The organism is Pseudoalteromonas sp. S2755 (assembly GCF_005886535.1).
In the GTDB taxonomy this organism is placed as follows: Bacteria; Pseudomonadota; Gammaproteobacteria; order Enterobacterales; family Alteromonadaceae; genus Pseudoalteromonas.
The window spans coordinates 29,245-47,362 of sequence record NZ_PNDS01000028.1 but is presented as its reverse complement, the minus strand read 5'-3'; the positions used below and the strand labels follow the sequence as shown (position 1 = coordinate 47,362).

14 protein-coding genes are annotated in these 18,118 nt (G+C 42.7%); 6 read left to right on the top strand and 8 right to left on the bottom strand.

All coding sequences use genetic code 11. The features are described from left to right. Position 1: 1 nt before the first annotated feature. The gene (gene surA, locus CWC03_RS05640; RefSeq protein WP_138580927.1) at positions 2-1,294 is read right to left on the bottom strand and encodes a peptidylprolyl isomerase SurA; all 1,293 of its coding nucleotides are present in this window, start codon (positions 1,292-1,294) and stop codon (positions 2-4) included. A 15-nt stretch (positions 1,295-1,309) separates the two neighbouring features. After that, positions 1,310-3,556 carry an LPS assembly protein LptD gene (gene lptD, locus CWC03_RS05635; protein WP_138580926.1) on the bottom strand — a complete coding sequence of 749 codons (2,247 nt, stop codon included), beginning with the start codon at positions 3,554-3,556 and terminating at the stop codon, positions 1,310-1,312. A gap of 112 nt (positions 3,557-3,668) precedes the next feature. On the opposite strand from lptD, the gene CWC03_RS05630 reads away from it, so the two are divergent. From CWC03_RS05630 to djlA, 3 genes are read left to right on the top strand one after another with little or no spacing between them, the layout of a single operon-like run. After that, positions 3,669-4,664 carry an aminoglycoside phosphotransferase family protein gene (locus CWC03_RS05630; protein WP_138580925.1) on the top strand — a complete coding sequence of 332 codons (996 nt, stop codon included), beginning with the start codon at positions 3,669-3,671 and terminating at the stop codon, positions 4,662-4,664. 8 nt (positions 4,665-4,672) lie between these two features. Then, positions 4,673-5,365 (top strand): N-acetylmuramate alpha-1-phosphate uridylyltransferase MurU, encoded by a 693-nt coding sequence (murU, locus tag CWC03_RS05625; RefSeq protein WP_138580924.1) that lies wholly within the window; start codon positions 4,673-4,675, stop codon positions 5,363-5,365. Further along, positions 5,355-6,200, top strand: coding sequence for a co-chaperone DjlA (gene djlA / locus CWC03_RS05620; RefSeq protein WP_138580923.1), 846 nt, complete (start codon positions 5,355-5,357; stop codon positions 6,198-6,200). The genes murU and djlA overlap by 11 nt, the downstream gene beginning before the upstream one ends. Positions 6,201-6,209: 9 nt before the next feature. Here djlA and CWC03_RS05615 read toward each other — a convergent pair whose 3' ends face one another. Further along, positions 6,210-7,055, bottom strand: a complete 846-nt coding sequence (locus CWC03_RS05615; RefSeq protein ID WP_138580922.1) for a DUF3530 family protein — start codon at positions 7,053-7,055, stop codon at positions 6,210-6,212. 120 nt (positions 7,056-7,175) lie between these two features. Between CWC03_RS05615 and CWC03_RS05610 the strand changes: the two genes are divergently transcribed. After that, on the top strand, positions 7,176-8,111 hold the full coding sequence (locus CWC03_RS05610) for a polyprenyl-phosphate transporter (RefSeq protein WP_138580921.1): 936 nt from the start codon (positions 7,176-7,178) through the stop codon (positions 8,109-8,111). 37 nt (positions 8,112-8,148) lie between these two features. Here the strand turns inward: CWC03_RS05610 and CWC03_RS05605 are convergent, their stop codons facing one another. Beyond that, positions 8,149-8,838 (bottom strand): 2OG-Fe(II) oxygenase, encoded by a 690-nt coding sequence (locus CWC03_RS05605; RefSeq protein ID WP_138580920.1) that lies wholly within the window; start codon positions 8,836-8,838, stop codon positions 8,149-8,151. 146 nt (positions 8,839-8,984) lie between these two features. Here CWC03_RS05605 and nhaD point away from each other — a divergent pair, with 146 nt between their 5' ends. Next, positions 8,985-10,433, top strand: coding sequence for a sodium:proton antiporter NhaD (gene nhaD, locus CWC03_RS05600; RefSeq protein WP_138580919.1), 1,449 nt, complete (start codon positions 8,985-8,987; stop codon positions 10,431-10,433). A gap of 57 nt (positions 10,434-10,490) precedes the next feature. Here the strand turns inward: nhaD and CWC03_RS05595 are convergent, their stop codons facing one another. After that, positions 10,491-11,501 (bottom strand): ATP-dependent 6-phosphofructokinase, encoded by a 1,011-nt coding sequence (locus CWC03_RS05595; protein WP_138580918.1) that lies wholly within the window; start codon positions 11,499-11,501, stop codon positions 10,491-10,493. A 146-nt stretch (positions 11,502-11,647) separates the two neighbouring features. After that, entirely contained in the window at positions 11,648-12,043 is a 396-nt protein-coding gene (locus tag CWC03_RS05590; RefSeq protein ID WP_138580917.1) for an MmcQ/YjbR family DNA-binding protein, read from the bottom strand. A gap of 605 nt (positions 12,044-12,648) precedes the next feature. Between CWC03_RS05590 and CWC03_RS05585 the strand changes: the two genes are divergently transcribed. Continuing rightward, a complete protein-coding gene (locus CWC03_RS05585) occupies positions 12,649-12,840 on the top strand; it encodes a hypothetical protein (RefSeq protein ID WP_081629149.1) in 192 nt (63 codons plus the stop codon). A gap of 25 nt (positions 12,841-12,865) precedes the next feature. On the opposite strand, the gene CWC03_RS05580 is transcribed toward CWC03_RS05585, so the two are convergent. Both CWC03_RS05580 and CWC03_RS05575 read right to left on the bottom strand, forming a co-directional pair. Then, positions 12,866-15,103 (bottom strand): putative bifunctional diguanylate cyclase/phosphodiesterase, encoded by a 2,238-nt coding sequence (locus CWC03_RS05580; protein WP_138580916.1) that lies wholly within the window; start codon positions 15,101-15,103, stop codon positions 12,866-12,868. A gap of 264 nt (positions 15,104-15,367) precedes the next feature. After that, positions 15,368-18,037: an insulinase family protein gene (locus CWC03_RS05575; RefSeq protein ID WP_138580915.1), complete on the bottom strand. Its 2,670-nt coding sequence runs from the start codon at positions 18,035-18,037 to the stop codon at positions 15,368-15,370. Between the last annotated feature and the right edge of the window lie 81 nt (positions 18,038-18,118).

The following is an 18,118-nucleotide window of genomic DNA, read 5'->3' as shown; positions in this document are numbered from 1 at the left end:
GTTATTCCGCTTCGATAATTTCAATATGCGCTTGATCCCGCATTTCTTTAATCCATTTAAAGCTTTCTTCTTTAAATTTACGGTTAAACAGCAGACGGTGTGCGCGATTTAACTTAGCTTGTTCTGTTTTATCGGCTACGCGTTTATCTAGCAATTGTACAATGTGCCAGCCAAATGTACTTCTAAATGGTTCACTGATCTGATCTTTTTCTAAAGACAACAGAGTGTCTCTAAACGCTGGTACGTATGTAGTTGGATCTGTCCAATCGTATTCACCACCTTTAAGTGCAGAGCCTGGGTCTTCAGAATATTCTTTAGCCAGTTCTGCAAAGTTAGCGGTACCTGCGCGTAAGTCTTTTACGAAGCCTGCTAGCATTGAGCGTGCTTTTTCTTCACTTAGGATAATAGACGGCTTGATTAAGATATGACGTGAACGCACCTCAACAGTTTCAACAACTTCACGACCACGAATATCTTGTACTTTTAGAATGTGGAAACCCGCGCCTGAGCGCAGTGGACCAACGATGTCGTCTTTTTTCGCGCCTTTAATGGCCTCAGCGAACAAGGTTGGCATTTCGTTAATCCCCATCCAGCCTAATTGACCACCATCTAGTGCTTTTGAGCCGCTTGAAGAGGCAATTGCGATGCGCTTGAACTCTTTACCTTCGTTCAAAAATTTAATCACGTTATCTGCGCGCTCACGAGCGTCCTCAATTTCTTCCGGAGTCGCTTTGTTTGGGATCTTAATCAAGATATGGCCGATATCATACTCTTCTGAGTTACCCGTTTGCTCACTCAAGATTTTTTGCAGGTTTGTCACCTCTTGAGGGCTAATGTAAATACGGCGGTCAACACTGGCACGGCGTACTTGGCTTGTGGTTATTTCTTTACGGATCTCTTCTCGATATGCCTGAAAGCTTTCGCCACTCGCTTCAACTGAGCGACGTAAGTCAGCGATAGTACCGCCTTGATCTTGGGCAATATTTGCAATGGTTTGATCTAGTTGAGCATCAGAAATTTGCATTCCCATGCGATCACCCAATTGCAACATTAAAGATTGTTCAATGAGTTTATCGATGGCTTGCAAGCGTAATGTTCTATCGCTAGGAAGTTCTGTACCTTGCTGCTCAGCCTGTTCTTTAACACGATTTATTATTTGATCGACTTCACTTTGTAAAATTACACCATCATTAACCGTGGCAACAACAGTATCTAACTTTACACGCTCGGCATGTGCTTGAGTAAACAGGCCTGCACTTAATGAGGCCACTAATAACAACTTTTTTAAATTCATACGGCTTTCTAAATTCTATTTATTCAAAAAATACGGTCTACGGTAACCAAAAATACCCTGTTGAAGGAGTTTACTCGCATCACCACTGCTTTGGCTTCCAAGCCCTGTAAGGACAAATTTCAGGCTGAAGCCAGAATCAAACACTGCTTCATCATTGGTAAGTGTTTGGTTTAAGTTTGTTTCAATTTGACGATTCGCAGTCACCTGAATAGCCCAACAACAAGACTGGTATTGAACACCAACAAAGGATTCAACACTTCTATTTGCCGTCATATCTCGGTGATAGCTTGCTACAAATTGCCAGTTATCGTCAATTGGTAAACTTGTAAAGAGACCGACTTGGTCAATTTCATAGTCTGAGACATCATTAACATAACGATGGTTCAATTGCACTAACTGCTTGTCGTCTCCTTTATAGTCCAAAGTAAAGTGAGACTGCACTAACTCTTTGCTATCCACATCATATTGCACCCCACCTGAGAGGTACCAGCGCTTATGCCAATGTAACATGGATTCAGCGGCAAATAGTGCATTATAGTTAGTATCATCAGTAAATAGCTGTTCAGAAGGCTTTACAGATGACTCAAGATAAATAATCTGACCTGCACTGAAGTTAAAGCGTTCGACATTACTGCTATCGAATACACGCGTGGTTGCCCCCACAGTGAATTGATTGGCTTCTGCAATCCGGTCATAACCTGAGTAGCGGCGTGCTCTAAACAGACCAATAAAGTCATCTTGTAACTTAGCCGTGTCGTACCAACCAATTTGGCTTTGCTCTCTGTGTGGTGTGTAAAGGTACTGAATTTGCGGCTCAAGTGTTTGTGTACCTTGTTCAAAAAAGAACTCGGTACTGCGTTCAAAATTCAGTTGTCCATGTACTCGTAAGCTTGGCAATGTACGCGTGACAGACTCTTCATACTCTGTATCAGGCACATCTATATTTTGTTCATAACGCGTGTGAAGTAAGCGTGCCTCGGAGGTAAATGACCAAGCGTAGTCGCTGCGTGAAAAAGACACGCGAGGTTCTAGATGTAATCGCGACGCCTCTGAGATTGGTAAGGCATCATTTTGAAAATAGGCAAACTCACCCTCAAAGTCCCAATCAAGGCCAACAAGTTCATAACTGTCACGTGTACGGAAGTTAATTTGCGGTAGTGCTGTGTAGGATTCTCTGTGGTCACCCAACACTTCAAAATCTTGCAGCTTTAAGTCGACTAACCAGTCTTCACCAAGGTAACTTAGACTGCCGGTGCGATATAACTGAGTGTCAGTTTCGTTGGCGTATTCGGATGTTAAGTCAGTGAGATAGTTATCGTCGCTCACATTTGTGACATCAACAAACGCACGCCATTTATGACTTAAATAGCTTTTTTGTTGCCAATGCACTAAGTAGCGATCGTCTAGCTGCGGCTCTGAGTCATCCTCACTGAGATATTCCACCCCGATTTTACCTTGGTGTTGTTCGGTTAGATATCTGAACTCGGTAATAAGCTGAAACCCTTTATTGGCCATGTATCTTGGCGTTAAGGTCGCGTCGTAGTTGGGGGCTAGATTGAGATAATAAGGGGTGATCAGCTCCAAGCCAAACTTATTTGAGCTGGAAATTGTCGGCGTCAGCAGGCCTGATTTTCGTCTATCATCGATTGGAAATGTAAAGTAGGGTAAATAAATAATAGGCGTGTCCATAATTTTGAACACCGTATTATAGGTCTCACCCCAACCGTCTTCTCGAGAAAGTACAATGCTGCTTGCCTCGATACTCCAAAATGGGTCATCAGCAGGACACGTGGTAAAGCTGGAGTTGTCGAGTGAAATGTTGCTGCCCGAAGCATGCAACTTTTCTGCACCACCGCGGCCCTGCTGGTCTGTTAACTCATATTCAGCACCAAGCAAGCTCACCGTGTTAGCATTTAAATCCGCGAATAGCCCATTACTGTGAACTTTGGTAAATTGGTCACGATAGAGTAGTGGTCCAGAAGCGCTGAGCAGGCCTTCTTTTTTATCGATTAGCGCACGTCTAGCTTCTAAGCTCATGGTTTCAGTGTTAATCACCACATTGCCAGAAAACTCAGCACTATCAGTACCTTGTAGTTCTAAGTCATCGGCAACGATATCAATGGCATGTTTGGGCAGCGAGGCTAACGGCTTCCAGTTTTCTGGCTGCATATAGTCTTTACATTGTGCGGCGACAATGTTCGTATTAGCAAAAGCTGTAGAATGAATAGCGGATAATACAGCCAAGCCCCAAATTTTGCGCATTTAATAACCTATTAGCTGAGCATTTAATAATAAGCTCATCATGATAAATGAAAACTGTCGGAAATACAGTAGCATTTAAATATTTACAAGTAGAAGGTGTAATAGTAAATCCATGAATAGTCAAAACCAGCGCATCGAGTTTATTCAGCAAGCACTACAAAGCGACGATTTTACATGTGAGGCTATCACCTCGGATGCCAGTTTCCGCCGTTATTATCGCGTCAAACAACAAACGAAGTCGTGGATCTTAATGGAGACACCGGTCGATAAACTCGATAATGCCCCTTTTATTGGTTTAAATACGGTGTTTGCAAAGCAAGAGCTCAATGTGCCACAAATCCTTGCCCGTAAAGAAGAGCAAGGGCTGTTACTGTTACAAGATTTAGGCTCTGAGCATTTGGCCGATAGGTTGGCATTATCTTCTCGGCTAGCGGATTATCGTGCGTTGATAGCGCTTATTCCTAAAATAGCCAAAACACCAAAGAGTGAATGGATGAAGCCCTATGATGCTGATTTCGTTGATATGGAACTTAATATCTTTTACGAGTGGCTTGTAACAAAATGGCTTGGCTTAACACCCACCGAATATCAACAAGTGCAGTGGCATAATGTGAAGTTGAAGCTCGTCGATGCGATGACTCGTCAGCCGCAGGTTACGATGCATCGAGATTTTCATAGTCGCAATCTGATATGTCATCAGTCTCAGTGGTATCTCATTGATTATCAGGATGCGGTACAAGGGCCTGTCACTTATGATGCGGTTTCGCTGTTGCGGGATTGTTATACTCGCCTTGATGCACATGAGTTTACCGAGCTTCAGCGACATAGCTTTGATTGCTTAAAAGCGGCAAATTTATTAGGCGATATGGATTTTAGCACCTACCAACAGTACTTTGACTTAACGGGGATGCAAAGGCACCTTAAAGCTGCCGGAATTTTTACTCGCTTATTGCAGCGAGACGGCAAAGGCGGGTACTTAGAAAATATTTTGCCAACGTTACGCTACCTCGTTGAAGTAGCGAGTAAGTATAAAGAATTTCAGTGGCTTGCAAGCTGGCTAGAGAATGACATAATGCCTCAAGCGCAGGCCAAATTAGGCACAAAGTAGAAGTAACAATGAAAGCGATAATTTTATCTGCTGGTCGTGGTAAACGCATGATGCCACTGACCACGAACCAACCAAAACCTATGCTTAACGTTGCAGGAAAACCACTACTTGAGCATCATATTGAGCGCTTAAAAGCGGCTGGGATCTGCGATATCGTGATCAATCTTGCATGGCAAGGTCAGGTGATAAAAGAGCATTTCGGCAATGGTAGTCACTTCGGTGTCAATATTGAGTACAGTGATGAACCTGAGGGAGGATTAGAAACCGCAGGAGGAATAATTAAAGCTCTGCCGATGTTATGTGAACAGGATGACAGCTTTATTGTACTCAATGGCGATATTTTTACGGACTATGATGTTAGCAGCTTGGTGCAGTTACAGCTCGGCAGCGCAGAAGAGGGTGACTGCGAAGCGCACATTGTATTGGTAGAAAATCCCGAACATAACCCTGAAGGCGACTTTTGCCTTGCCCATCAGCCGCTCAATCAGCAAAAGTATACCTTGTCCGGCATTGGCAAATATCACCAAAGTTTTTTTACCGAGCTTGGGGCTGGCTTTATAAAATTAGGGCCGTTGCTGCGCAGTGGGCTTGAGCAGCATAAAGTTTCTACGGAACTGTATTTGGGCGCATGGGATGATATCGGCACGCCAGAGCGACTAAAAATGATCAATGACAAGTTAGGGTATAGTGATGTGGGGTAAATTATTAGGCACAATTTTCGGCTTTTTATTTGGTCGTTGGTTAGGCGCTATTTTAGGTTTTTATCTCGGCCATTTATTTGATAAAAGTTTGCGTCAGGATTTTGATAAAGTTGGTGGCTTTCAAGGTTTCATGAAAGGTGAAGATCTGCATGAGCGCCAAGCTTTGTTCTTTTCCAGCTGTTTTTCTGTGATGGGACATATTGCAAAATCTAATGGTCGTGTCAGCGAAATCCACATTCAAGCCGCGTCTGCATTTATGAGTGAAATGGGCTTGCAGGGTGAAGAGCGAAAAGAAGCACAACATGCGTTTACTGCGGGAAAAAGCAGTGACTTCTCGATAAAAGAGGCTGTGACTGATTTTAAAGAAGCTTTTGCTAGACGCTATGATTTGAGACAGCTGTTTTTAGAAATTCAGATTCAAATGGCATTTTGTGATGGCCATGTGTCTGATGCGGAGAAGGCCTTACTTAAACAGGTGAGTAAGTATTTAGGCTTTGCAGAAACCCACTTTCTATTCTTGCTAAAGCGCTACCAAGCAGAATTTGAATTTCGCCGCTCGCAGGCGTCGGGAAGATCGCAACACCAACACCAGCAACATGGCGGCCGTCAGCCGGCATCACAAGATAATGGTTTAAACCGTGCCAAAGCGTTGGCTGTACTGGGGTTGAGTGAAGAGGCTAATGAGCGTGATATCAAAAAAGCCTATCGCAAACTGATGTCGCAGCATCACCCTGATAAATTGGTGTCACAAGGCTTGCCTAAGCATATGATGGAGGTTGCAAAGCGCAAAAGCCAAGACATTCAGTCCGCTTATGAATATTTAAAAAAGAGCTAACCTGAAAAACTATAATGCGCGTAAAAAGCCGAGTAATTCCTTTCTGAGTCTTTGATGTTGGAGCGGATCGGTTTTTTCTCCAAAAAGCTCCCGTTGGCGATAATCAAGTTTGCTATTCTTTCTTGCCCAGCGGGCTCTGTCCTGCGTATTATCGACCACAATAGGATTGTCAAAACTGTAGTAAACATCCAGCAAAGCAGGGCTTATCAGAGAAAGGTTGGATGCTAAGTGCTTTTGCCGCGTTGCATTAGGCAGTTGTGGGCTAACAATGACAAAGGCATCGATACGTAGGTTGGGCAGCGTTGCTAAGTGCTCTCCAAATAAGCCCGCGCTATTACCAAATGCGACAACCACCAACTTTTCTGTTTGGGTCATGGACAGGGTGTTATAAAGCACTTCAAAGCGGCTGATCAAGGCCATTTTATATTCATCGAGATTTGATTCAGAAATGGGGCCAAGTGTTTGCTGAGCAGGCTTTTCAGCGTCGGGGAGTACAATGTCTTGCTCCAGTAAACTCGGTGCATAAGAAAGATCGGGCGGAGTGAGGGTATAAGTATCATAGCCATCGTCGCTTAATCGCTTTGCAAGAAAGCTTATGCCGCTGTTATTGAGTGGCGGAGTTTGCATGTCTGGTAATAGGATCACGATACCTTCGCGAGCGGCTGCCATATATTCTTGATGAAATACATAAAAGCCTTCGTTTTCGCTTTCCAGTTTGATCAGTTGCGATGGCTCGAAGAAGCGATTAGCGTCTTGCTGATAAAGAGACCCAAGGGGTGCTGCATCAATATGTTCTACTGCAAAAGTCGTCGCGGGTAAAGCGGTAACAAGTAATAAAAGCGTTCTGATGATCATGGTACAAGCGCGTAAAATATCATAATTGGTTATCGACCAGTTAAGCGAAAGCTTTAGCTGTCGCAATTTTTTAGCGTTTTAAGTTAAACTGCTCGGCAGTGGAAATGAAAGGAGAAATTTGTGCAGTATAAAGATAGCAAACGAGACTATCTCTTTATGTTTTTAAAAGGGGCCGGAATGGGGGCTGCGGATGTTGTCCCGGGCGTTTCTGGTGGTACCATCGCTTTTATTACTGGTATCTATGCACGTTTTTTAAATGCCATTAAAAGTGTAAATTTACAGGCCTTGAGCACATTGCGCCGTGACGGTCTAAAAGCCACTTGGCAGTACATTGATGGTAGCTTTTTACTGGCGGTATTTTCTGGTTTGCTCATCAGTGCAGCGTCTTTGGCGAAGGTGATCACTTATTTATTGGAAGCACACCAAACATTGGTATGGTCATTTTTCTTTGGTCTTATCGTCGCATCTTTTATCTATGTTGCAAAACAGGTCTCTCAGTGGAGTGGCCAAAATATTATCGCCTGCGCAGTCGGTGCTATCATAGCCTTTGCTATTACTTCCCTTTCACCAGCTGAAGCGCAAGCATCTCATTGGATGTTTTTTATCTCAGGTGCTATCGCCATTTGCGCGATGATCTTACCTGGGATCTCAGGGAGTTTTATCCTACTGTTGCTGGGTATGTATGGCCATGTACTCAGTGCGGTGAACCAGCTTGAATTTGGCTTAGTGAGCTTATTCTTACTAGGTTGTATTGTGGGGTTAATGTCGTTTTCGCGTCTACTCAGCTGGTTATTGGCGCACTATCAGCAAGTAACGTTCTCATTACTAGCTGGTTTTTTACTTGGCTCGCTTAATTTATTATGGCCTTGGAAACAAGTGCTTACGACTTACGTGAATTCCAGTGGTATCGAAAAGCCTTTGAGTCAGGCCAATATTTTGCCAGCGCAATACAGTGCGTTATACGGTCAAGACCCGAATACGTTGGCATGTATTGCGCTTGCCATCGCAGGCCTTACGCTGATATTAACCATCGAAAAGATAAGCGAAAAATATTAATAAGATAGACACCTAGAGCAATAGACACGCGTTGAGCTTACGTGTCTATTGTTCTAAACCACCCCGTTACAGAAAGTCGCGGCGCCTTTGCAAATGGCGCGACGTAAGTCACAGAATGAATTTTACTTACATCAAAAACCACCAGTGAATTAAACTTAGGTGCATAACTTGTAGTGGGTGTACCATCACGTTCAAAAAACTGCAGTAGCCCGCCCCAGTCAGGGTGCCAACTTTTGCTTAGGCTGAGTACATAGGCATAAACCCGGCCCTCAGCTTCAACAATGTCATTATGTCGAGTTAAATACTGACCACCAATAAATCGTGTTGCTTGGGCAGAGGTACGGATAATGTTCTTTCCAGAGATAGCGGAAAAGCAGGACTGTACAGCGCTACTATTGAGGTTATTGTAGAGTTTTTTCAGCGCCTCAGGACTCGTCGATTCTATGGAGTGGCGGCCATACATAAAACCGACACCACGCGATGCATAGCTATGTATATCTTCAAGCAAGGCTTGCTGCTCTTGCGGTGTTAAGGCGAGAATATCACTGTCTTTGACTGATTTTGCTGCCCCGTTATGAAACAGTGCGAGCTGGTAGTCTAGATTACAGAGGCACTCATGTAGTTGTTGAGCGTTTGTATCGTTTAGGATATTTTCAATCCGTGCAAAGCCATCGTTGCTCAATTTTTGCTGTAATTCTGTTTGTTGCTGCTGCGAAAGTTGAAGCATAAATACCTACTGCTGATATATGAGCCTGTTTGTACTACAGTAAACAGGATGCCTTAGACTTCAGTCCAATGCTGATTATTTTTTATCTATGCTAAAGTGAGTTTGGCTGAAATGCCATCCCTCTGCACTCATCGATAGGCAAAAAAATGAAAATCAATGGACTACTGCTATTCTGTTGCGCATGGGTCATATCCGTGATCCCATCACCAGCCTTGGCGGCTCAAGGCACCTTAGATCTTACTAGCTCGACACTCGGCTTGGTTTGTATTGTTGTCTTCGTTTTAGCATACGCACTTGTGATGCTTGAAGAAAAACTCCATATGCGAAAATCAAAGCCAGTGCTTGTGGCGGCAGGCATCATTTGGCTCATGATTGGGGCGTATTACGTTAATCATGGACAACCCGATGTTACCGAGCACGCATTTCGGCACAACTTGTTAGAATTTGCGGAGTTGATGTTGTTCTTGCTGGTTGCGATGACTTATATCAACGCACTAGAGGAGCGCCGCCTTTTTGATGCACTACGAGCGTGGATGATCCAAAAGGGCTTTAGCTATAAGAATCTCTTTTGGATCACTGGGTTCTTATCCTTTTTTATCTCTCCAATTGCAGACAACCTAACCACAGCCTTACTAATGTGTGCCGTGGTGATGAAGGTAGCTGAAGGTGACAAAGAGTTTATCAATTTAAGCTGTATCAATATCGTGATAGCAGCCAATGCAGGCGGTGCGTTCAGTCCCTTTGGTGACATTACCACTTTGATGGTATGGCAAGCCGGTATGGTACATTTCAGTGAATTCTTAGCGTTATTTGTTCCTTCACTGATCAATTACATCTTGCCTGCACTCGTAATGAGTTACTTTGTGGCGGATAGAAAGCCGAGTGCAGTTTACGAAAGAGTCGAGCTTAAGCGCGGTGCTTTAAGAATTTTAACTTTATTCCTACTGACTGTCGCAACCGCTGTGATCTCACACAGCTTGCTGCATTTACCACCGGTCCTTGGCATGATGATGGGCCTCGGTTACCTACAGTTTTTTGGTTACTTCCTAAGAATGACGTTACCGGGGTCATTAGCACGAAAGCGAGCGATGGCGGAAAGAGAAGGGGATCAAGAGCGTCTTGAGAAGTTAGGAAGTGTTGTGCCATTCGATGTCTTTAGCAAAGTTTCACGCGCTGAGTGGGATACCTTATTATTTTTTTACGGGATCGTTATGTGTGTTGGCGGTCTTGGGTTTCTCGGTTATTTAAGTTTAATGTCAGAGATATTATACGGTGAATGGTCAGCAACCTATGCCAACGTATTCTTAGGGATTATTTCCGCAGTCATCGATAACATCCCAGTGATGTTTGCTGTGCTATCGATGCAACCTGAAATGTCACATGGTCATTGGTTGTTGATCACGCTGACGGCCGGGGTTGGGGGGAGTTTACTTTCTATTGGCTCGGCGGCAGGTGTAGCGCTCATGGGACAAGCTAGAGGCTATTATACCTTTATGGGGCACTTAAAATGGGCACCTGTGATCTTACTGGGTTATATCGCAAGTATTTTATGTCATCTGTGGCTTAACGGATCTGCTTTTAGCGTGTATGGCTAGTGCTTACGTAAGGTGTAGTGAGAGTGAACGATAAAATAGCGTTCACTCTCACTTTATTTACTGCTCAGCGAGGTAATGCTGATAGCGTTGCACCCATTCATGTGATACGGGTTTATCCATATTCAGTACTTTCTCGACCTCAGTAATTACAATTGCACCATTTATTTTTCCCACCATTACAGGCGTTGCAATGTCATTGATTGCTTTGATATTACCATTAATCAATTCCACGGCCGCGACCCCTAATTCCGTGGCGAGCATTCTATCTTCAACAGATGGTGCCCCGCCTCGTTGAATATGGCCTAACACGCAAAGTGCGCAATTGATATCGGCATTGCTATTTAACTCTGCTTTAAGTGCTTGAGCGCCACCAGGCCATAGATTTTCGGCCAGTATAATCAAAAAGCTACCGTGTTGATGTTGTTGCGCGATGGCATTTTTGAGATGAGCTAAGACCTGAGAGGTATTCTCTACCGTGCAGTTTTCAAAGGCAATGATAGCCTCAGCACCTGTCGCTATGCCCACATGGTAAGCAATATGCCCGTTATGACGGCCCATCACCTCAGTGATAAAAACCCGTTCAAAGGCATTTGCTGTATCGCGGATTTTATCTATTGCGGAGGTGGCAGTATTGATGGCTGTGGAAAAACCAATGGTGTTGTCACACCCTGAAAGGTCGTTATCTATAGTCCCGGGAATACCAATTAGCTGACCTTGCCAGTGAGCTGCTAGCGCCTGCATTCCCCTAAACGAGCCGTCACCACCAATCACAATAAGTACGTCAATATGGAGCTTCCTCAGTGCATTTGCTGCTTGCAGCACGCCAGAGGGTTCTAGCATCGCAGGGCAGCGAGCACTTTTTAGAATTGTGCCACCAAGTTGGGTGATATCTGTAACAGAAATCGCACTTAGCTCGGTGTACTCTTGATTAATTAGCCCATTATAACCATGAAAAACGCCAAAACATTGAAACCCAGATCTCAGGGCACTTACCGTGATAGCCCTAATCGCTGAGTTCATACCCGGCGCATCGCCGCCACTTGTGAGTACTGCTATCCTTTTCGCCATGTCACCACTCTAACATTACTTGGTTATTGTTTTTGTATACTACCAGAGTGATTTTAAGACAAGCTGATCGATATTAAAGATTGAGATTAAGTGCGAGGATATAGAAAGGTAAAACGGCATTTAGGTAGACCTAAATGCCGTTTTAATTAACGTTGCGTGACCTTGCTAGCAAGTGCTTCACGTTGTGCGGTCGGTAGGTTATCTACGACGATTTGATAAGAATCATCGATCATTTTCTTTATTTCGTCTTCTGGAATAGTGCCATCTAAGATGACTGTATTCCAAAGACGCTTATTCATGTGATAACCAGGCACAACAGACGAATACTTGTCTCTAAGCAATAATGCTTCGTCAGGGTCGCATTTTACATTTAACCACCAAACAGGCTCACCATTGTCATCTACTTGCCCCTCTTTCCCCTCAGTTAGAGTTGCAAACATTTTATGCTGAACTTTGTACACATCTACGTCTTGCGCAAAAGGCTTAGTGATAAAGGTTGCAGGCTTGGCCTGCAAATATTCATGTACGCTTTTCTGATCCATAGCCCGTGTCCTTGAAGTAACAGTTAATACTACATGAGAGTAAGTTTAGCAGCTCTTGTGATAATACTGTAATCGTCTATCAGTAAAAACTATCAGAAAGTCTATACTATGGCGTTATAACGCAGACAATTATTGAATAACTGACCGTTTTATATCGGTTTAACTCACAGTTGACGATTAAAATAAGTACAGTGGGTAAAAGCACCAAAATTTCAGTCGTCTACAATATTAGAAAAGCTAACTTTTAATTTCCAGTTAAGGACTAAGTCGGCTTCACAAATTATGCTAAAAATACACTCATAACCTAAGTGGACTAAGCTAGGAAATCATTGTCAGTTGACCGTAAAAAATTTCCCACTTGTCTCTATTTCCCAAATTAGGAAAAGTTACGGCATAACATCCCTTGTGTAATGCTATACCTCTAAACAGTCCGCTATTAAATTAAATAATACAAAAATATGCAACAATAATTTCTTCATTGATTAAATATTAAACGTTGTGTAGACTCGTCGGCCGCATTAGTAAATAGTATCGAAATGTGATGTTTCTTTCCTAATAAGGAATGTTTTTGTTTTTCTATTGATTTAAAAAACCGAGGAGTATCAGTGGCTTTTGGAATAATTTCAGCTTTATGTGCGATGGTAATGTATCTTCAAACTCTATGGACTGGAATGCCAAGAAAACGCTGGTTAAGTTTGGCCGTAGTAACAGGCCCCGCGGCGTTAATTCTGTTTCGAGTGCACTATCGCAGAGCGTGGATGCGTCGTTGTGCAAATTTAGTTAGTTGGAAAGCGTAAAGTGGTTAGGTCAAATGAAGCTAGACTACTGCACCAGCTGTAGATTTGGTTTCTCACTCGGAGTGTGTTGTTTTAAAAATTGCTCAAATTCAGTGCTTGAAAGTGGTTTTGAATAGTAATAGCCCTGAACTGTTTGGCAGTTTAGCTGCTCTAAAATATTGAGTTGTTCTTCATTTTCAACCCCTTCCGCAACAACGTGAAGATCTAAGTTATGCGCGATAGTGACAATAGAGTCAACCATGTTTCTACCGCGCTCGTTCCCCATATCATCGATAAATGCTTTATCGACCTTAAGTGTATTTAGCGGAAATTGCTTGAGATAAGCCAGTGACGAATAGCCAGTACCAAAGTCATCCATGGCTAAGTGTATCCCTCTAGCACTAAGTGAGCGCATTATCGAAATTGCTTCTTTTGGATCGTCCATCACTGTTCCTTCTGTGATTTCTAACTCAAGAAAATAAGAAGGAAGTTGATTTTTTTGCAAGATAATATCAATACGAGTGGTCAGATCCGGCAAGCTAAACTGTTTTGCTGATAAATTAACCGCAACTCTGCCATTGAACAATCCTTTATCAATCCAACGCTTCACGTCACGGCACGCTTTGTCTAGAACGACTTCACCAATTTCGATGATCTGTCCGGTTTCTTCTGCGATAGGGATAAATACACCTGGACTTATCACCCCCTTTTTTGGAGTAATGAAACGGACTAGCGCTTCCATGCCAACCAGCTCGCCGGTTTTAATATTCATTTTTGGCTGGTAGTAGACGACAAAGTGATCTTCTTTGAGACCATAGCGCATCAGGTTTTCAATTTGCAGACGCTTAACCGCTTGTTCATTCATGGAATCATTAAAGAATAAATAATGGTTACCCTTTTGCTTGGCATGATACATAGCTGTATCTGCATTTTTTAACAGACTTTCAGGAGACTTACCATCTTCAGGGCACAGTACAATTCCAACAGAAGAGGTGATCACTAACTCGTGATTAGCAATTTTAAAAGGTGTCGCAATCGCTGCTAGAAATTGTTTTGCTGTACGTGTAATCGTGTGAATATCATTGGTGCCTGAAATCACCAGCGCGAATTCGTCACCACCTAGCCGATAGAAGGTATCTTGTTGGCGAGCAAGTTTATTTAGCCGCATTGCCAGTTTCGCAAGTAGCGTATCACCTAGCTGGTGTCCTAGTGAATCGTTGATCTTTTTAAAGTTATCTAAATCAAAGACCAGTAGAGCATGGTGCGTGCCTTGTAATGACAACTTTTGTAAATTGGTAAAGAACAAGTTGCGATTGGGAAGACCTGTCGTACGATCGCGATTAGATAAATTGTGGAGTTGAGACTCTGCTTTTTTACGCTCGGTTAAATCTGAGTAAACAACCACATAGTTACTGATCTGACCGTGGTTATTTTTAATCTCATCAATCGTAATTTCGATTGGTAAGAGTACATCTGCCGCATTACGAAGTTTGAGCTCTTCTTGCCAATGCTCTGTTTGCTTAAGCTGAGCCTTTACTTGAGCAACAAACTTATTGTCATAACCTGGTAAGCTAAAATGCTTATTTAGGTAGTGCTCTCGTTGACCACCAAATAATTTAAGATAGCTTGGATTTAGATCGACCAAATTATAGTGTCGGTCATAAATTGCGATCGCGTCAGTTAGTGATTCAACACACTTTGCAAACAGATTTAACCTTTCCTCGGTACTCTTGAAATGGCTAATATCGCGAACCGTACCTGTCATTCTTAGGGGGTTAAGGTTAGTATCTTTCTCGATAATTTTGCCTCGGTCTAACACCCAGTGATACTGACCTAGTTCATCTCTAATACGATAGCTTGCTTCAAAAAATGGTGTCTTTTCTGCGAAGTGCTGTTTCATCAGCTTTTCAACGATTAAAAGGTCTTGTGGGTGGATCCTATGCTGGTTGGGGATGAGACTACCAGGCTTCGCTGAGTTCATACCGTATTTGTCGTTGATCCGAACAATCTCACCTGATTGAATATTCCAGTCCCATAGTGTATCGCCACTGCCTTCGATTGTACTTTTAAATCGTTGTTCTGAGTGTTTAAGTTGAAGAGTGGACTTTTTGAGTTGATGATTCGACCAAACTAAGTAGGGAATGCTGAGCAGAGCAATCACGCATGGTACGAGCCAAGCTAACTGAGCACCAGTTAATACACTTGCGTCACTGGCGTAAATTATATGCGGAGTCAGTGATAAAAGTAGTGCATTGATTGTTATTGTTTTTATTTTTAGGCTCATATAATGCGTAATTCATAACTGCAATCTCTAATCTAAATCAAGCCACTGTAGTAGTCAAAAGGAAAACGTTGGTTAAGAGGAAATTCAGGTTAATTGCGGTTTTTCACAACAACGAAACAAAGTTTCAGATGAAATTCATTGCGCTAACGAATATGGTTGCGTGTTTTTTGAACTTTGATTAGGTCTCAAATGAATGGACTAAGTGAGAAAAGTCTTATTGGGCATTCAATAGTTTGATAAGCGTTCCTTGCTTACACTAAAACGCTAATTACACTTTAAAATCAGTCTTGGAGCCTTTGGTTCTAACATCTTATCTATATAAGTAAGGATGTCTTCTAATTCCAAGTCGGCCAAAGCTTGGATTAACCTTTGTTGCATATCAAACTGGTGGAAGTCATTGGTAATTGAAATCCACAAACGCTGCGCTCTTAGTCTTAAATTTTTGTCTTGCTCTGATATATGTAGCAACAAGCTTTCTTTTGAACGTTGCCAGCTCACTTCATCGAATTGATGCAATTGCTTGGTAAATTGCTCAAGAAATTGCCTGTGTCGTGCAAGTAAATGTTCACTATCAAAGTTGGGAGATTGAATGTAAAAAGCGATACCCGCACGTGTATTAAATGGTGCATAGCCAGCCCCAACTAAATAACCAAGTTGTTCTTTCGTTCTTAACTGTTCAAAATAATCTTGATTAATGAGGTTGTTAATCGCCATCATGGTGACTTTTTCTTTAACGGAATCGGTACGTGATTGAAAGTATTCAATAAAGGCATGATCGCTGCCTTCGCGTTCGATATGTTGTTCCGTTAATTTCGTCAACTCGTTCAAGGGACGTTTCAAATCTTCTAAAATTTCACTGCCTGCAAATAGCCCGTGTACTGATGTTTTTAATTTTTCAGCATGCTTTAGTTGCCAGTTGCCATGCATGAAAGCTTTGATATGAATGGCTGAAAAAAACTGCTTTCGAAATAGTTGAAACTCGTTAAAGCTGGCACTTTTAAGTGCGCAGGCTAAGTCTTCAGGACTTGGGTTCCAGGGCATCAAATGTGCACCAAGTAGGCTAAATAGTTCGCTAACAGGCTTATTCTTGTTGTGATTTTTCCAATGGCGGATAAGTTGCTTTTTATATTCAGCAAAGCGAGCTGCATGGATTGGTTGGTTCAGTAGCGCCTCGACCAGCTCTAAAACCAAGGTGATTTGATTACCAGTAAGCCCTGCGGTGTGAAGTGTTAAGCCACCTTGATGGGAATTAATATGATAACTAAGGCCAGCTAATTCTGCGCTATAAAAACGCTCAGCGACTGCATCCATAAAGAGATCAGCAAACAGACGAGAGAGTGCCATATGCTTGTGGCAGGTGACGGATGGGGCGGAATCTATTTCGAGATAAAAGTGCCCTTTGGTAACTCTAAAAGTCAAATCCTGCTTGAACCAAAATTCAAATCCGGGCTGATCAGCTAGACGGATCGGCGTATCCTGTTCACTCTCTATATCATGAAGTGGATTTTTCGCGCTGAGATATGGATTAATTAGTGGCAGCGACATTTGTGGCAAAGGCATATGCACATTATAGAGTGACTCAATCCAATCTTTAGCTATCGGCGAGACACTGTATGGTGTGTTGTACCACTTGGCCTTTTTATTTACCTCCACATGAGGGTGGATAAGCACAAGGCGCATATTGGTAGGGCATAAATGCATCAATAGCTTTTCATGCTGCTCTGGAGAAAAGCCATCCATGCGATAATCACCATAGAGAAAATCTTCCTCCTCATAGTGGTGCATATTAACGCTGATTGAATTTACCCAATCTAACATACGGCCGACTTCTTGATTATCGAACGCGATATCCAGCAAAGTACTTTTGTCTTGATAAAGGCGCGGTAGTGCAGCGGTATTTTGCTTAATTAACGCGATGTACTCGAACAGCATTTCCACTATGTCTTCATAGTATTCAATCCCTTCATCAGTAAGCGCAAAGCTGATGTTAAAATCTCTGAAATTACTACCAGTGATCCCACCACCAGCCGATAATGCATTGATCCAACCTTGTGACTTGAGGATAGAATAGAGCGAGCCTTTACCTTCATATCCTAACAAATGGGCTAAAAAGCTCACACTTTTATGGCGGTATAAATCTATAGGGTTGGGCATAGCAAAACTGACAATCAGTTTTTGCATATGCTTTCTTGGCTTTATTTGCAGTTCTAGCTGCAAGTCTTGCTCTCGGTACATAGGCGCTTGGATCGCTGGCTTTTGCGCTTTGGTGCCAACAATTTTCGTAAAAGGTGAGCAAAAGGTTGCAAGCGTAGCCAGCGGTTGTGGTGCTGCTATCACCAAAGTCATCCATTGGGCCTGATAGTGTTGGTTGAAAAATGTTCGCAATTCACTGGCGATATTACCATTACGGTCTGCGAGCGTATCTCGGGTACCAACAGAAAACTTGGCAAAAGGGTGCTGAGGATTGATGGTTTCTTTATGAACTTGATATATGCGACGGCCATCATCTTTGACTTTCATCTTAAACTCGGCATCGATGGCTTCACGCTCTTTTTCGGTATCGCTTTCGCTCAGCAGTGGAGACACAAAGAACTGGCTAAAGCGTTCTAACGCTTCGTCTAATTGTTCGGCGTCGCAGTCAAAGTAATAGCTCGAGTGCTCAGTACCAGTCCACGCATTGCTCTGGCCACCATACTGACTAATAAATTGCGAAAAGCCACCTGAATCAGGATGCTCTGCAGTACCCAGAAATAGCATATGCTCCAAAAAATGCGCCATCCCTTGACGCGCTTCGGGATCGTCAAAGTGGCCGACGTTAACTGTTAATGATACGGCGCACTTAGCGGTTGAATCGTCATTGATCAACAGGACTCTAAGACCATTGTCCAGTGTTAGTAATTGGTACTGCCGACTATCATTATTACTCAGTTTCAATATGCTGCTGCCGATAAATTAGTTAAAAGATAACTGAAGGTAATTAGAATTTCATTTCATGTTAATCCTTCATTTGTTTTA

Coding starts and splice junctions, on each gene's coding strand:
- surA (WP_138580927.1), bottom strand. CDS start 1,294: ATGAATTTAAAAAAGTTGTTATTAGTGGCCTCATTAAGTGCAGGCCTG.
- lptD (WP_138580926.1), bottom strand. CDS start 3,556: ATGCGCAAAATTTGGGGCTTGGCTGTATTATCCGCTATTCATTCTACA.
- CWC03_RS05630 (WP_138580925.1), top strand. CDS start 3,669: ATGAATAGTCAAAACCAGCGCATCGAGTTTATTCAGCAAGCACTACAA.
- murU (WP_138580924.1), top strand. CDS start 4,673: ATGAAAGCGATAATTTTATCTGCTGGTCGTGGTAAACGCATGATGCCA.
- djlA (WP_138580923.1), top strand. CDS start 5,355: ATGTGGGGTAAATTATTAGGCACAATTTTCGGCTTTTTATTTGGTCGT.
- CWC03_RS05615 (WP_138580922.1), bottom strand. CDS start 7,055: ATGATCATCAGAACGCTTTTATTACTTGTTACCGCTTTACCCGCGACG.
- CWC03_RS05605 (WP_138580920.1), bottom strand. CDS start 8,838: ATGCTTCAACTTTCGCAGCAGCAACAAACAGAATTACAGCAAAAATTG.
- nhaD (WP_138580919.1), top strand. CDS start 8,985: ATGAAAATCAATGGACTACTGCTATTCTGTTGCGCATGGGTCATATCC.
- CWC03_RS05595 (WP_138580918.1), bottom strand. CDS start 11,501: ATGGCGAAAAGGATAGCAGTACTCACAAGTGGCGGCGATGCGCCGGGT.
- CWC03_RS05590 (WP_138580917.1), bottom strand. CDS start 12,043: ATGGATCAGAAAAGCGTACATGAATATTTGCAGGCCAAGCCTGCAACC.
- CWC03_RS05580 (WP_138580916.1), bottom strand. CDS start 15,103: ATGAGCCTAAAAATAAAAACAATAACAATCAATGCACTACTTTTATCA.